Origin of the sequence: Mediterranea sp. ET5, from assembly GCF_023337025.1 — a bacterium.
In the GTDB taxonomy this organism is placed as follows: Bacteria; Bacteroidota; Bacteroidia; order Bacteroidales; family Bacteroidaceae; genus Phocaeicola_A.
This window is the reverse complement of record NZ_JAMBLN010000001.1, coordinates 79,857-94,483: the sequence shown is the minus strand read 5'-3', so window position 1 is coordinate 94,483 and position 14,627 is coordinate 79,857. Positions and strand designations below refer to the sequence as shown.

Annotated in this window: 11 protein-coding genes; 3 read left to right on the top strand and 8 right to left on the bottom strand. The window is 54.1% G+C overall.

The window, feature by feature from the left end; translation table 11 throughout:
• Window positions 1-139 precede the first annotated feature (139 nt).
• Window positions 140-1,207 carry a mannose-1-phosphate guanylyltransferase gene (locus tag M3087_RS00380; RefSeq protein WP_106484695.1) on the top strand — a complete coding sequence of 356 codons (1,068 nt, stop codon included), beginning with the start codon at window positions 140-142 and terminating at the stop codon, window positions 1,205-1,207.
• Window positions 1,197-4,067: a bifunctional fucokinase/fucose-1-phosphate guanylyltransferase gene (locus M3087_RS00375; protein ID WP_289551361.1), complete on the top strand. Its 2,871-nt coding sequence runs from the start codon at window positions 1,197-1,199 to the stop codon at window positions 4,065-4,067. Before M3087_RS00380 ends, M3087_RS00375 begins: the two co-directional genes overlap by 11 nt.
• A 288-nt stretch (window positions 4,068-4,355) precedes the next feature.
• Here M3087_RS00375 and M3087_RS00370 read toward each other — a convergent pair whose 3' ends face one another.
• Window positions 4,356-5,690 (bottom strand): alpha-L-fucosidase, encoded by a 1,335-nt coding sequence (locus M3087_RS00370; protein WP_022386032.1) that lies wholly within the window; start codon window positions 5,688-5,690, stop codon window positions 4,356-4,358.
• Window positions 5,691-5,969: 279 nt separating this feature from the next.
• Here M3087_RS00370 and M3087_RS00365 point away from each other — a divergent pair, with 279 nt between their 5' ends.
• Window positions 5,970-6,755 (top strand): META domain-containing protein, encoded by a 786-nt coding sequence (locus M3087_RS00365; RefSeq protein WP_249092951.1) that lies wholly within the window; start codon window positions 5,970-5,972, stop codon window positions 6,753-6,755.
• Between the two features lie 84 nt (window positions 6,756-6,839).
• Here M3087_RS00365 and bioD read toward each other — a convergent pair whose 3' ends face one another.
• The 7 genes from bioD to M3087_RS00330 form a co-directional block, all read right to left on the bottom strand.
• Window positions 6,840-7,481, bottom strand: a complete 642-nt coding sequence (gene bioD, locus M3087_RS00360; RefSeq protein WP_249092949.1) for a dethiobiotin synthase — start codon at window positions 7,479-7,481, stop codon at window positions 6,840-6,842.
• A gap of 20 nt (window positions 7,482-7,501) precedes the next feature.
• Window positions 7,502-8,260, bottom strand: a complete 759-nt coding sequence (bioC, locus tag M3087_RS00355; RefSeq protein WP_249092946.1) for a malonyl-ACP O-methyltransferase BioC — start codon at window positions 8,258-8,260, stop codon at window positions 7,502-7,504.
• Window positions 8,245-8,916, bottom strand: coding sequence for a DUF452 family protein (locus M3087_RS00350; protein ID WP_249092944.1), 672 nt, complete (start codon window positions 8,914-8,916; stop codon window positions 8,245-8,247). Before M3087_RS00350 ends, bioC begins: the two co-directional genes overlap by 16 nt.
• Window positions 8,913-10,064: an 8-amino-7-oxononanoate synthase gene (locus M3087_RS00345; RefSeq protein ID WP_249093228.1), complete on the bottom strand. Its 1,152-nt coding sequence runs from the start codon at window positions 10,062-10,064 to the stop codon at window positions 8,913-8,915. Before M3087_RS00345 ends, M3087_RS00350 begins: the two co-directional genes overlap by 4 nt.
• Window positions 10,065-10,071: 7 nt before the next feature.
• Window positions 10,072-11,361: an adenosylmethionine--8-amino-7-oxononanoate transaminase gene (bioA, locus tag M3087_RS00340; protein ID WP_249092943.1), complete on the bottom strand. Its 1,290-nt coding sequence runs from the start codon at window positions 11,359-11,361 to the stop codon at window positions 10,072-10,074.
• Window positions 11,351-12,307 carry a biotin synthase BioB gene (bioB, locus tag M3087_RS00335; protein WP_249092941.1) on the bottom strand — a complete coding sequence of 319 codons (957 nt, stop codon included), beginning with the start codon at window positions 12,305-12,307 and terminating at the stop codon, window positions 11,351-11,353. Before bioB ends, bioA begins: the two co-directional genes overlap by 11 nt.
• 1,072 nt (window positions 12,308-13,379) lie before the next feature.
• Complete coding sequence (locus M3087_RS00330; protein WP_022386041.1) at window positions 13,380-14,627, bottom strand: DUF1015 domain-containing protein; 1,248 nt, start codon at window positions 14,625-14,627, stop codon at window positions 13,380-13,382.

The following is a 14,627-nucleotide window of genomic DNA, read 5'->3' as shown; positions in this document are numbered from 1 at the left end:
TTCACCTAAAAGGGCTTACACTCCTGGAATATTTCTTAATTTTGCTCCAATTAAAGCCGGGTTGGCTGGTATCCCGTTACCTTGTCAACGCGGCTTGAGTCTTTGGATGTGAAACCAATTAGAGCAAAATAACGAAATTATGGCAAAAAGTGACAACCATCTTGTGATTATGGCCGGAGGAGTCGGCAGCCGTTTCTGGCCGATGAGTACTCCTGAGAAACCCAAGCAGTTCATTGACGTCCTCGGATGTGGACGTACGTTGCTTCAGTTGACCGCCGACCGTTTTAAGGGAATTTGTGAACCTGCAAATATCTGGGTCGTAACTTCTGAGAAATATGCCGGGCTGGTCAAGGAACAGTTACCTGACATCCCTGAAGACAATATCCTGAAAGAACCCTGCCGTCGCAACACAGCACCGTGCATCGCATACGTAAGCTGGAAAATCAAGGCTCGCAACCCGAAAGCCAATGTCGTTGTCACTCCGAGTGACCATGTTGTGATGAACGTTCCGGAGTTTCAGCGGGTGATTCATTCGGCTATGAACTTTACAAGAGACTCCGACGCCATCCTGACCCTGGGCATGAAACCGACACGCCCTGAGACCGGATATGGATACATCGAGACGGACCTGCGTGCTTCCTCGGCAACCAACAAGGAAGTGTTCCGTGTGGATTCCTTCAAGGAGAAGCCCGATGCAGAGACTGCCTTACGCTATATCGAACAGAACAACTACTTCTGGAATGCAGGCATCTTCGTGTGGAACATCTCTACCATCGTGAATGCCTTCCGAGTATATTGTCCGGCCATTGCCAAGATTTTCGAGAATGTACGTCCGTACTTTTATACGGAAAAGGAGCAGGAGGTCATCGACCGTGAGTTCCCCAATTGCGAAAACATATCGGTGGACTACGCCATCCTGGAAAAGGCGGAAGAGATTTTTGTCTTTCCCGCAGACTTCGGCTGGAGCGATCTGGGTACATGGGGTTCCCTGTATGAACAGATGTCCCAGGACTTGAACAAGAACGTATGCATCGGTGAAGATATCCGCCTCTATGACACCCGCAACTGTGTGATTCATACGACTCAGGAGAAGAAGGTCGTCGTGATGGGGCTGGATGGATACATCGTAGCCGAGAAAGACAACGCCTTGCTGATTTGTCGCTTGAGTGAAGAACAGAAAATCAAACTGCTTACAGATATCAAATAAGAGGAATACCCGAAGGATGATGAAGAAGTTACTTTCCCTGCCTCCCAATCTGGTGGAATGTTTTCATGAGTTGGAGGGGGTCGACCCCCAGGAGTGGTTCTGTACGTCCGATCCCATCGGGGAGAAACTGGGTTCCGGAGGAGGAACGACCTGGCTCCTGGAATCCTGCCGGGCACAATGGGCACCCGGAGAGACTTTCTCGCAATGGCTGGCGGAAGACAAGCGCATCCTGCTGCATGCCGGTGGGCAGAGCCGCAGGTTGCCCGGCTACGCACCGTCGGGTAAAATCCTGACCCCGATACCGGTGTTCCGTTGGGCGAAAGGGCAGCGGCTGAAGCAGAACCTGCTGTCTTTGCAACTGCCTTTGTACCGTCGGATTATGGAGAAGGCTCCGGAGTCCCTGCATACGTTGATTGCCAGTGGGGATGTCTATATCCGCAGCGAGAAGCCCTTGCAGGAGATTCCCGATGCCGATGTGGTCTGCTACGGACTGTGGGTCGACCCGAATCTGGCAAAGAATCATGGTGTGTTCGTCTCTTCCCGTCAGACTCCCGACCGCCTGGACTTCATGTTGCAGAAGCCGTCGGTCGAGGAACTGGGACGGTTGATGCAGACCCATCTCTTCCTGATGGACATCGGCATCTGGCTCTTGAGCGACCGGGCAGTGGAGCTGCTGCGGAAGCGTTCCAGGCAGGGAGACAAGTGGAGGTATTACGATTTGTATTCCGACTTCGGGAGAGCCTTGGGCGAGCATCCCCAGCTGGATGATGAGGAGCTCCGTCAGTTGAGCGTGGCAATACTGCCGTTGCCGGGAGGGGAGTTCTATCACTACGGGACCAGCCGTGAGCTGTTGTCCTCGACGGTTGCGGTGCAGAATCTGGTGGATGACCAGCGTGAAATCATGCACCTGAAGGTGAAACCTCATCCTGCCATGTTTGTCCAGAATGCGCAGGTATCCTTGACCTTGAAGGCTGAAAACTCAGAAGTCTGGATTGAGAACAGTTGCGTCGGTGCCGACTGGAAGCTGTCTCACCAACACATCATCACGGGCGTGCCTCGGAATGACTGGGCACTGAATCTTCCGTCCGGCGTCTGTGTGGATGTAGTCCCGGTGGGAGAGATCGGTTACGTCGCACGTTGCTATGGCTTTACGGATGCCTTCAAGGGCGCATTGGACGACGAACGGACGCTGTTTATGGGAAAGCCCGTTTGTGAATGGCTGGCAGAGCGTGGCTTGCAGCCGCAGTCCATCGAGGGAGCCGGCGATTTGCAGTCTGCACGGATATTTCCTCTCTGCGCCGATACCGACGAACTCGACAAGGTGTTCCGTTGGATGATTGGCGAAGCCTCTCTGGAGGAGGGCAGACGCATCTGGCTCGAAAGGCGTCGGTTGTCGGCTGACGAGATTTCAGCGGAAGCCAACTTGCGTCGGTTGGTCGCCCAGCGGCGCAGCTTCCGGGCAGAGGCATGGCCCCTGCTGGCAAAGAACTACGAGAAGAGCGTCTTTTACCAGCTGAATCTGAAGGATGCCGCCGAGGAGTTTGTGGATGCACGGTTGCTCTTGCCCGCGCCTTTGCCCGAACGAGCATCCCTGATGACCCGCATCCATGACCATATATTCCGTTCACACTACCTGAAGTTGCAGGGCAAAGACGGACGTGAGGAAGAGACGAAGGCCTTCTCCCTGCTGCGTGAGGGATTGACCTCCACCGTGCTTGCCGACAGACAAACGCCTCGTCTGGCTGTCTATGCCGACCAGATTGTGTGGGCGAGAAGTCCGGTGCGCATCGACCTGGCAGGCGGGTGGACAGACACGCCGCCCTATTGCCTGAATGATGGAGGCAATGTGGTCAACATGGCCATTGAGTTGAACGGACAGCCCCCGTTGCAGTCGTATGTGAAGCCATGCAAGGACTTCAAGATTGTCCTGCGCTCCATCGACCTGGGTGCCATGGAGGAGGTGCATACCTACGAAGAGCTGCGCGACTTTGCCAAAGTGGGGTCTCCGTTTTCCATCCCCAAGGCTGCGCTGGTGCTGGCAGGTTTCCAACCGGGGTTCTCGAAAGAGACCTACGCCTCGTTGGAGGCACAGTTGCGGGCGTTCGGTTCCGGCATCGAGCTGACGTTGCTGTCGGCTGTACCGGCAGGCTCCGGGTTGGGAACCAGTTCCATCCTTGCTTCCACCGTCTTGGGTGCGGTTGCCGATTTCTGCGGACTGCCGTGGGACAAGAACGAGATTGGCCGGCGTACGTTGGTGCTGGAGCAGTTGCTGACTACGGGAGGAGGCTGGCAGGACCAATATGGAGGGGTGCTTCAGGGCGTCAAGCTGCTCCAGACACAGAGTGGCTTCGAGCAGTGTCCGGTCGTCCGTTGGCTGCCTGACTTCCTGTTCACCAGTCCGGAATATCAGAAGTGTCATTTGCTCTATTACACGGGCATTACCCGGACGGCGAAGAATATCCTGGCAGAGATTGTCCGGGGCATGTTCCTGAATTCGACGGAACATCTGGATATGCTCAACGAGATGAAGGCACACGCCCTCGATGTGTTTGAAGCCATCCAGTGTGGACGGTTTGAGGAGATGGGTCGGCTGATAGGCAAGACTTGGGCTCAGAACAAGCGGCTGGACCCCGGCACCAATCCGCCCTCGGTAGAGCAGATTATCAGCCTGGTGCAGGACTACTGCCTGGGATACAAGCTTCCGGGAGCCGGAGGCGGCGGCTACTTGTACATGGTGGCAAAGAGCCCCGAGGCTGCCGTACGCATTAAGACCATTCTGACGGAAACGCCGCCGAACGCCTGCGCGCGCTTTGTGGAGATGTCTTTGTCGGATAAAGGACTGAAGGTGAGCCGTAGCTGACCATACCGGCTGTTCACCTGGCTGTTGTTAACCCCAATCGGTCATTAGGCTTCGAGTGGTCTAATGACCGATTGGGGTTTAATCTTGCCAAGGTAGGGGATAGATGCGGACTAAGCCGGGCTTATACAGACCAAAGTATAATACTTAGGTAGGCTAAGTATAATACTTTGGTCCATTGAAGTCCGGCTTGGTTTGTGTCTATCCCGGGCTTGGATAAAGGAAAAGCCGGCATGAGTCTCATTCATCCTTCTGGGGAGAAGCGTCTCATGCCGGCTGTGTTTCGGGACTTCAGTCTTTCAGCGTCAGCTCTACGACGAAGTCGATGTCATTCGGAGCCTGTTCAAACTCCATTAAAATACCGTTTTTATCTTGACGGAACTTTATCGGGGTCTTGTCCTTGAAGGAGATGGCGCGGGTTACCTTCTGCGTCAGGGGCAGATAAAGTCCGTTGTCCGGCAGGTTGAGGATGTGTACGAAGAGCCGGTTGCCCTTTTGCGTGGTCACTCCCCAGTCACGCGGACCGACCAGTCCGGCACGTGTCCCGTAGAGGGTTTCCCCGTATGTCTGCATCCACTGACCGATTTCCTTCAGACGCTCCACTGCCACAGCCGGAAGTTCCCCGTTGGGTTGCGGCCCGATGTTCAGCAGCAGGTTGGCATTCTTTCCGGCGGCATTGACCAGGTAATGGATGAGCGTCTTGGTCGACTTGTAGTCCTGGTCGACAATCTTGTATCCCCACATGCCATTCATCGTCTGACACGTCTCCAGGGGAAGGCGGCTGATGGCTTGTCCCGACAGGCCGGCTGTATTCTCACCGGGCAGGTCGCGCTCGAAAATCTGGATATCTTCTCCCTCGAAGGGTGTCTCGTGGTGGTTGTTGGCAATCAGGCATCCCGGTTGCAGGCGGTGTATCAGGGCATACTGGTCAGGCAACTGCCAGTCGAAGTCAGGCTTCTGGTCCCACCATCCGTCGAACCAGATGGTACGTATCGGACCATAGTTCGTCAGCAGCTCCTCCAACTGATGGTTCATGAATTCATAGTAGGTTTTCCATTCCCCATGTTTGGTACGTCCGGTTCCCCTTCCGGTGCGTCCCAGCGGATAGTAGTCGTCCCGGTACCAGTCCAGATGCGAATAATACAGATGGAGTGCGATGCCCTGCCGGTGGCATTCGTCCGCCAGTTCTTTCAGTACGTCGCGTCCGAAGGGGGTGGCATCCACGATGTTGTAGTCCGACCATTGCGTGTCGAACATGGAGAAGCCTTCATGGTGGCGGGTTGTGAAGCAGATGTATCGTGCCCCGGAAGCCTTGATGGCGGCGACCCATTCACGTGCATTGAAGCGTGAAGGATAGAAGCCGGACGCCAGCTTGGCATATTCGTCGCGGTTGAGGTCCTGGTTGGTCATGACCCATTCGCCCTGGGCGAGCATGCTGTACAACCCCCAATGAAGGAAGATGCCGAATTTGTCGTTCTGGAAGGCTTCGCGCGACTGGAGGTTCTCTTGTGTAGGAACATAGCTCGTCTGCTTGTCATCAGCGGACGGGAATGCGGCCTTGGCAAAGGTCGGTAGAGCCAGAGCCGCACACAGGCATAAGGATTTTAAACAAACTGTTGCTTTCATATTCTATAAGGCTATCATTGTTAATGGAATCAAAGGTACATTTTTTAATCAAATCCTCATACGAAAAACGGACATACGGAGCAGAAAAAAACTCCTGAGGCAGTTCCCGGCAGGTCCCTCAGTGCGAGAGTGCCCTCAGAAAGGTATACAAATGAGTACAGCTTTTATTGCTTATTAAGATTTCTCCGTGCAGTATTTGGCAGTCTTCGGCGTTTACTCATCGAGAACAGGCGAAACAGTGACCTGTCCGATAGAACTGTAACTTTAACGAAAGAGATTATGAAAAAGAGATTTATGCCCCTTGCTGCGATGGTTGTTTTCGCATTGTCTTCCTGTCATTCTACCCGGAATGTTGCCGTACTTCCGTCGGCAGACTTCAATGGAGAGTGGAACATCGTGGAGGTAAACGGAAGTGCCATCAACCTCAAGGACTATCCTTATATTGGTTTTGATACGGAGAACGGACGCATCTATGGCAATACCGGATGCAACAACGTGATGGGTTCCTTTGACTTGAACAGCAAACCGGGCACGCTTGAACTGGGCAAGCTGGCAAGTACGATGATGGCAGGTCCGAACATGGATGTGGAGCGTAATGTGCTCAATGCCCTGGGACAGGTCAAGGGCTATCTGCCCGTCAGTGAAAATGAAATCGCACTGTGTAATGAGAAGAAGCGTCCGTTGGTCATCTTGAAGAAAAGAAACCAGACGATGGCGCTGAATGAGCTGTCCGGGAAGTGGAATATCCTGGCAGTGAATGGCAAGGAAGTGCCGGGAAACGTGGAGAAGCAACCCTTCCTGCACTTTGACGTGGCTGCCAGAAAGGTCAGTGGCTGTGCTGGTTGCAACAACATACACGGCGGTTTTACCGTGGATGCCGCGCAGAGTCAGTCCATTGCGTTCCCTGCCTTGGCGTCTACCCGGATGATGTGTGCAGACATGGAGCTGGAGAACAGCATCATGCAGGCGCTGAATGCTGTCCGGAGTTATGGCAGGCTGGGTAACGGGCATCTCGCCCTTTATGCCGATGGCAAGCTCGTGCTGGAACTGGCTGAAGTTAAATGATTGGTTAATAGTTAAGATGCGGACCTGAGGGAGGCACCGGCAAGGACTTGCCATCTCCCGTTCAGGTCCGCATTTGTCTGTCTGTCAGAGACAGGGGACAGTCAGGAACCGGGCTTCCGGGAAATGACGGTTCAGGTATTCCCGGATGTAGTGCTGCGTGTCCTCCTGGATAATCTTGTCTTCCTCCAACGGATAGAGGTTGTAGAGGACACTGTGCAGCCGGAGTTTCCTCGCCTTGACTGCCTCCAGGCTCAGCAACGTGTGGTTGATGCTGCCCAGCCGTCCCGAAGTGACGAATATCAGCGGATAATCCTGTTGTGCCGCATAGTCAATGGTCAGCAGGTCGGGCGTCAGAGGGACCATGAGTCCTCCGGCACCTTCCAGCAACACGGCATCATAGCGTTCGGAGAGCTGCTCTGTCGCCTGCTTGATGTGTTCGAAATTGATGGGGCGTCCGTCAATCTTAGCTGCCAGATGGGGGGAACAGGGATAGGTGAATATCTCGGGCATGGTGAGTCCCTCCCGGTCCTCGGGCAATAGACCGGTGCCCATCAGCCGGCGATGAAGCTCAATGTCTTCAGACATCGTGGTGTTGCCGGTCTGAATCAGTTTCTGGGTGATGGTACGTTTGCCTGCCTCATTCCATTGGCGGGCAAGGAATCCGGTGGCATAACTCTTCCCGATGTTCGTGTCGATGCCACTTACAAAGAATACGTTGTCTTTCATTTTATCATTCTGTTTTGTTGTTATACAGGATTGGTCAGCAGGATGTAGACGGGGTGGTAGGTCAGGCTGACTTTCCCGTCCGTCGTGGAGAAGCGACGCTGATATTCCGTGGTGAAATCTTCCAGTTGCTTCCGTGTCCATGCCTCCTTCCGGATGCCCGTCACGCCGGTCTGGCGTAAGTGACGCAGGACATCGCCGGGGCTATCGAAGCACAGGGTGACCCGCTCTTCATCCGCATGGAGGGGCTGATAGCCCAGGGCTGACAGCTTGCTGCACCAGTCATGGAGAGAAGGATAGTCCAAGGTTGCTCCGGACAGCGCACGTATCTCCTTCAGGTTCTCTTCCCCAAAGAGCGAGAAGGCGACATGCCCCCTGGCGGTCAGCATGGTCCGGCAGCGTTGCAGGAAGCACAAGGGATTTTCCAGCCATTGCAGCGAGGCGCAGGACACAATCAGGCTGAAGCAGCCTTGCGGAGATGCCTTCTCCACGTCTCCGGGGACGAAGCGGGTACGGGCATCCAGAATGTCTTCCAGGGCTGTTTGCATTTCCGGGCATAAGTCGTTGAGCAGGTATTCCTGCGGACGGTGATGTTGCAGGTAGGCATGTGTGAAGAGTCCGGTGCCACAACCGACCTCCCAGACCCGTTGGTGGGCATCGGGCGGCAGGTGTCGGTCCAGCAGTGTCACCATCCGTTGCGCCATGGTCCGTTGCACGGTCGCCTGACAGTCGTAGGTGGGGATGGCGCGGGCAAAGCGTTGTCGTATCAGTGATTTATCCATAAGGTTTCCTTTCCTTCAGCGAGTTGTTGTATGCAGTCCGCGTCGTAATGGGCTGCATGTACCGTTTGGGTTGTCAGGTTCTCCCAGGCACGCAGCTGGTTGGCGGAGGGGAAGATGTGGTCTTCCGTTCCGATAAAGGCTTTGTCCCAGTGCCAGTCTGTGGCTGGTCCGGTCCGGGTGATGGCCTCATACAGGACAGCCAGCTCGTCGCGGAGCGTCTCCCAACTCCTGTCAGGCGCATGTTGCAGGAAGTCCTTCAGGGCCGGTGCACTGCCGCACATGCGGCGGCGGAACTTGGACAAGGTCTGTTCGGACAGGTTGTCCAGTGTTCCTTTGAAGATGCTTTCGGGGATGCCGCGGAGGTCATCGACAGGCCAGGGTGTTCCGTTGAAAGCCAGGGCATGTTCCCAGGGTAGAGCCAGGGATGGCAGGATCCGACCGGCAACCCATACGCCCATCGACCAGGCGACGACACGGATGGAGGCATACGCCGCCAGGGGAGCGGCGTCAAACTGCAGGTCCCGGTAGTCAAAGCACAGCATGACGTCGTCCGTACCTTCCGGCAGCGGAGCCAGCAGTCCTTCGCCCATGCCCCATCCTGCAAAGAAGAGCGTCAGCCGGGAGCTTCCCTTCTGTTGTATAAATGACTGTTTCATAATACATCAATTAATTGTTCCAACTCTCCGGACGAGAGTGTTGCCGTCAGTGAAAAGCGCAGGCGCGAAGTACCCTCGGGCACTGTCGGCGGACGAACCGGCAGCACGTAGAAGCCTTTGCGTTGCAGCTCTTCGGCTTTCAGGACCGTCTCTTTGCTGGCTCCGACCAACATGGGCACGATGTGACTTTCCGACGGACAGGCATATCCTTTCTCCTTCAGTGCCGTCCGCAGTTGCTCCGACAGGGTGGCGAGCCGCTTCCTGCGTTCGTTCATGTCCGGCAGCCGTTTCACGATGAACTCCGTCCAGGCTACGTTGAGCGGAGGTAGGGCGGTCGTGAAGATGAGTGTGCGCATCCGGTTGATCAGGTAGTTGCGTACGGGGAGGCTGCATGCCACATAGGCACCCACTGAAGCGACCGCTTTCCCGAAGGTCCCACAGAGGAAGTCGATGCCCGGGATGCACGCCTGCTCTTCGGCTACTCCCAGTCCGTTCTGACCACGCACGCCGATGGCATGGGCTTCGTCGACATAGAGCATGGTTCCCGGGTAGCGTTGTTTCAGTTCGACCAGCTGTTGCAAGGGCGCCACATCGCCGTCCATGCTGAAGATGCTTTCCGTCACGATGAGGATGCGGTGAAAGTCTGCGTGATGTTTCTGCAACAAGGCTTCCAGCTGGGCATAGTCCTGATGCCTGAAGCGTATGCACTTGGCAGCAGAGAGACGGATGCCGTCAATCAGGCTGGCGTGCACCAGCTTGTCGGCAAGTATCAGCGTATGGGCATCCGCTACTGCCGGCAGGATACCGGTGTTCATGTGATAACCACTGCTGAACACCAGTGCCGCCTCTTTCCCGAAGCTTTCTGCCAGCAGACGTTCCAGCCTGTCGTGGACGGCGAAGTTTCCGGTCAGCAGACGGGACGAGGAGGAGGAGAGGAGGGAGTCTTCAGCTGACAGTTCCTCCATGAACGCTTTGCGCAGCGATTCGTCGGTAGCCAATCCCAGGTAGTCGTTTGACGACAGGTTCAGCATCGGCTGTTCTCCGGAACGGACCCACCGTCCGAGATGTTCCACGGAAGGCAGTTGGCGGAAGTTCCCTTTCTCCCGCAGGACTTCCAAATCCCGGGTTAGCATCTGATCGTTGTCCATCATATCGTCAGTTTTTAATCTCGGAAACAATCTTTACCAGGGCTGTTGTCAGCTTGTGCAGTTCTGCCGGACGGATGATGAAGGGCGGCATCACATAGACCAGCCGTCCGAAGGGACGCACCCAGACACCTTCCTCCACAAAGCGCCGTTGTATCCATGCCATGTCTACCGGCTGACGGGTTTCGATGACCCCGATGGCTCCCAATACCCGTACGTCAGCTACCTGGGGCAAGCTCCGTGCCGGAGCCAGTTCCTTCTCCAGTTGCTGCTCGATGGCTTTTACCTTCTGTTGCCATCCGGACGCCAGGAGCAGGTTGATGGAAGCACACGCGACAGAGCAGGCGAGCGGATTGCCCATGAAGGTCGGTCCGTGCATGAAAGCATGCGGTTCGTGGTCGGATATGGTCGTGGCGACTTCATCGGTTGCCAGTACGGCAGAGAAGGTCATGTATCCTCCGGTCAGGGCTTTCCCGATGCACATGATGTCCGGTTCAATGCCGGCATGTTCCCAGGCAAACAGCTTGCCGGTGCGTCCGAAGCCCGTCGCTATCTCGTCAAAGATGAGTAAAAGCCCGTAACGGCGGCAGAGTGCGGCAGCTTCGCGCAGATACTCCGGATGGTAGAAGCGCATGCCTCCGGCTCCTTGTACGATGGGCTCGAGGATGAGGCCGGCCAGTTCGGCATGATGCTGCTCGATGATGGCTTTTAAAGGCTCTATGTCCGTGCTGTCCCACGTCCCGTGAAAGCGGGATTGGGGAGCCGGAGCAAAGTGGCGCACCGGCAGGGCATTCCCGAAGAGGCTGTGCATGCCGGTGACCGGGTCGCATACGGACATGGCATTCCAGGTATCTCCATGATAGCCGGAGCGTATGGTGACGAAGTTGTTTTTCCGGGGATTACCCTTTGCAAACTGGTACTGGACCGCCATCTTCAAGGCGACCTCTACGGCAACTGAGCCACTGTCCGCATAAAAGATTTTCTGCATCGAGGGAGGGGCAATCTTCAGCAGCAACTTTCCCAGTTCAATGGCAGGGTCGTGCGTCAGTCCTCCGAACATGACGTGTGACATCCGGTGCAACTGTTCTTCGATGGCATGGTTCAGCACCGGATGGTTGTATCCGTGGACGGCACACCACCAGGAAGACATCCCTTCAATCAGTTCAGTCCCGTCGTCCAAGGTGATGGTGCAGCCTTTGGCGCTTTTCACCTTGTAGGTAGGCAACGGGTTTGTGGTAGAAGTATAAGGATGCCACAGGTGGTCGCGGTCAAAGGTGTCACATTGATAATTATAGCTCATAACCGATTTCTTTGATTCGTTGTTTATCCGTTTCGACGTCGGAGCCCAAGGTGGTGAGCATATCCCCGACGATTGCTGCGTTTATGCCGATCGTCAATGCCCGGCGCAATGTTTGTTCGTCGAGCTTTGCCCGTCCGCCGGCAAACCGTAGGTGAGCGGTGGGATGGATGAAGCGGAAGAAGGAAATGGTGCGCAGCAGTTCTTCCGACGATAACGGCTGCATGTCCTGTAGGGGAGTTCCCTTGATGGGCTGCAATATGTTAATCGGTATCGACTGTACCCCCAATCCGCGCAGGGAGAATGCCAGTTCGATGCGTTGCAGTTCCGTCTCTCCCATACCGATGATACCTCCTGAGCAGATCTCCATGCCTGCCTGTTGGGCTGCCAGCAACGTTTCCCGTTTCTGCTGTTGGGTGTGCGTGGTGCACAGATGCGAAAAGTAGGAGGGGGCTGCCTCCAGGTTGCAGTGATAGCGTGACACGCCGGCTTCGTGCAGCCGTTTCATTTGTTGCTCTGACAGGAGTCCCAAGGATACGCAGACGGAAATGGAACAGTTCTGGCGGATGGCGCGTACCCGGTCGCAAATGGCATCCACTTCCTTATCGGTCATCCGTTTGCCGCTTGTCACCAGTGAAAAACGTCCGACGCCATGCCGGGCATTCTCCTTGGCGTGTGTCACGCATTCTTCGACCGGCAACAGTCCGTAGGTCTCCACACCGGTCCGGTGATGGGCCGACTGGGCGCACCATTTGCAATCTTCCGAGCATAACCCCGATTTTGCATTCACGATGGAACACATGTCAAATACCTTGGAGGCACACTTGGCTGTGATCTCCCGTGCCGCTTCAAACAGGCTCTCATTGTCTGTACAGGAAGCAAGTTCTTTCATTTCATCGAAGGTCACCTGGTGCCCTTGCAATACCTTTTCTTTCAGTTCGTGTATCATAGTTCTAAAAACAAAAGAAGAGCAATACCGGAATCACTGTTGTTCCGATATTGCTCTTCTTATCCGACAAGTTATTAAAAAGACGTACCTGTCCCTCCTCTGAGACGGTCAGAGACGGGGATACAATTGTACATAAATCCATCTCATACAGCCAAAGTCTGCATTCGTCGGCCTCTTCCGGCGGTAACGTATCCGTTTCATCCGTCTTGTTCTTCCGGTTTAGACAAGGCTTGTCCAGCCATCCGGTTTTGGTGAGCGAAGCTTCGGCGATGCTCTTGCACACATGTCCGATGGTCACGTGTTTGCCCAAGCTTGCAAAGATGGCATACCCCTTCCGGCTCCATTGACGGAATCGAATCATGCGATTTTTATGGGATGGATTTTGGCTGTGCATGGTTGCAAAGATAGAGAATAATGCTATATGCGCAACTAATTTGCTCCTGATTTTGAAACGTAAATGTAAACGAACCTTTTAAATATAGACTCTATGGAAGGATGTTTTGTTAAATGATGTTGTATAATCGCATTTCGTTTGAACCTTTCTTGCAGGAATGGTTGAAATGAGCTTATCTTTGCAGTGTGTTTTTCATAGTATTAGATTTAAGGTTAACAAAGGTTGGGCTCAGCGGAGCCCTTTTTTATTGCCCCTATCCTGCGTCGTTTCATTGTTTTTCTGCTTGCTTTATTCATTCTTTCTAGCTTTCCGTCCAGGAGTCTGTCTCTCCGTTATGCGCCCTTGGAATTTCCTTCTTGAGCAGGTCCCGGCCATCCTCTTGCGCATCTCCCGACTGTCATTCTCTGTAAACCTCTGTTTCATCGTGCTTAAGTCTGGTTTAGGAGATGCGCATCTCCTTATCACTCTTTTGCGCAAAGCGATACCGGGGAGATGAGCATCTCGCCACGAGGAGACGAGCATCTCGTTATCAGGAGAAGCGCAAGGTGTCACTGGATAAAACAACAAAGGCCATCCGCACCTGGCGAATAGCCTTTGATTGTTGTATGTTGCTCCTTGATTGATAAGAATATTCCGAGAATATCTCAAGCCGAGGAGTAATTCTAGCGTAAGATGTGTTTAGCTCAATTTATGGATAATGAGTCCGGAGCGAAGTTTGGGTTCAAACCAAGTGGTCTTCGGCGGCATGATGTTGCCCGTGTCTGCGATGTCCATGATTTGTTTCATGGTGACAGGATAGAGAGCCAATGCCATCTTCATCTCTCCGCTGTCCACACGACGTTTCAGCTCACCCAATCCGCGGATACCGCCCACGAAGTCGATGCGCTTGTCGGAACGAAGGTCCTTGATTCCTAAAATCTTGTCGAGAATCAGGTTGGATGAGATAGTGACATCCAATACCCCAATCGGGTCGTTGTCATCGTATGTACCTTCTTTAGCCGTCAAGCTGTACCACTTGCCTTCCAGATAGAGTGAGAAGTTGTGCAACTTGTTCGGCCGATATTCAGCTTCACCTTTTTCTTCTACCACGAAGTTCTCGCGCAGGGCATCAAGGAACTGAGCAGCCGTCAATCCGTTCAGGTCTTTTACGACGCGGTTGTAGTCGATGATGGTCAGCTGATTGGCAGGGAAGCATACAGCCATGAAGTAGTTGTACTCTTCGTCTCCTCTGTGATTGGGATTTTGTTTTGCCTTCTCAGCACCCACCAAGGCAGCTGCAGCCGAACGGTGGTGTCCGTCAGCAATGTAAAGTGCCGGCATGGCAGCGAAAGCTTTGGTGATAGCCTGGATGTCATCTTCCTTGTCGATAATCCAGAATTTGTGTCCGAATCCGTCAATCGGTGCGATGAAGTCATATACCGGTTCCTGAGCGGTGTAACGTGCCACGATGGCATCCAATTCGGCATTGTCGGGATAGGCAAAGAACACCGGTTCGATGTTGGCATTGTTCACGCGGACGTGTTTCATGCGGTCTTCTTCCTTGTCACGGCGGGTCAGCTCATGCTTCTTGATGACTCCGTTCAGATAATCGTCCACGTATGCGCAAACCACCAGACCATACTGTGTCTTGCCGTTCATGGTCTGTGCGTAGATGTAGTAGTTTTCTTTCTTGTCTTGTACCAGCCAACCCTTGTCCTGGAACTTTTGGAAGTTTTCGGCAGCCTTGGCATAGACACGGGGATCATGCTCGTCCGTGCCAACGGGGAAATCTATTTCAGGTTTGATGATGTGGTAGAGCGACTTTTCATTGCCTTCAGCCTCTTTGCGTGCTTCTTCTGAATTGAGCACGTCATACGGGCGTGATTCTACTTGCTCCACATATTCTTTCGGGGGACGAATACCTTTGAAAGGTTTTACAATAGCCAT

Bases quoted from the DNA above. Each gene is read 5' to 3' on its own strand.
- M3087_RS00365 (WP_249092951.1), top strand. From the start codon at position 5,970: ATGAAAAAGAGATTTATGCCCCTTGCTGCGATGGTTGTTTTCGCATTG.
- bioC (WP_249092946.1), bottom strand. From the start codon at position 8,260: ATGGATAAATCACTGATACGACAACGCTTTGCCCGCGCCATCCCCACC.
- M3087_RS00345 (WP_249093228.1), bottom strand. From the start codon at position 10,064: ATGGACAACGATCAGATGCTAACCCGGGATTTGGAAGTCCTGCGGGAG.
- bioD (WP_249092949.1), bottom strand. From the start codon at position 7,481: ATGAAAGACAACGTATTCTTTGTAAGTGGCATCGACACGAACATCGGG.
- bioA (WP_249092943.1), bottom strand. From the start codon at position 11,361: ATGAGCTATAATTATCAATGTGACACCTTTGACCGCGACCACCTGTGG.
- M3087_RS00370 (WP_022386032.1), bottom strand. From the start codon at position 5,690: ATGAAAGCAACAGTTTGTTTAAAATCCTTATGCCTGTGTGCGGCTCTG.
- M3087_RS00380 (WP_106484695.1), top strand. From the start codon at position 140: ATGGCAAAAAGTGACAACCATCTTGTGATTATGGCCGGAGGAGTCGGC.
- M3087_RS00350 (WP_249092944.1), bottom strand. From the start codon at position 8,916: ATGAAACAGTCATTTATACAACAGAAGGGAAGCTCCCGGCTGACGCTC.
- bioB (WP_249092941.1), bottom strand. From the start codon at position 12,307: ATGATACACGAACTGAAAGAAAAGGTATTGCAAGGGCACCAGGTGACC.
- M3087_RS00330 (WP_022386041.1), bottom strand. From the start codon at position 14,627: ATGGCTATTGTAAAACCTTTCAAAGGTATTCGTCCCCCGAAAGAATAT.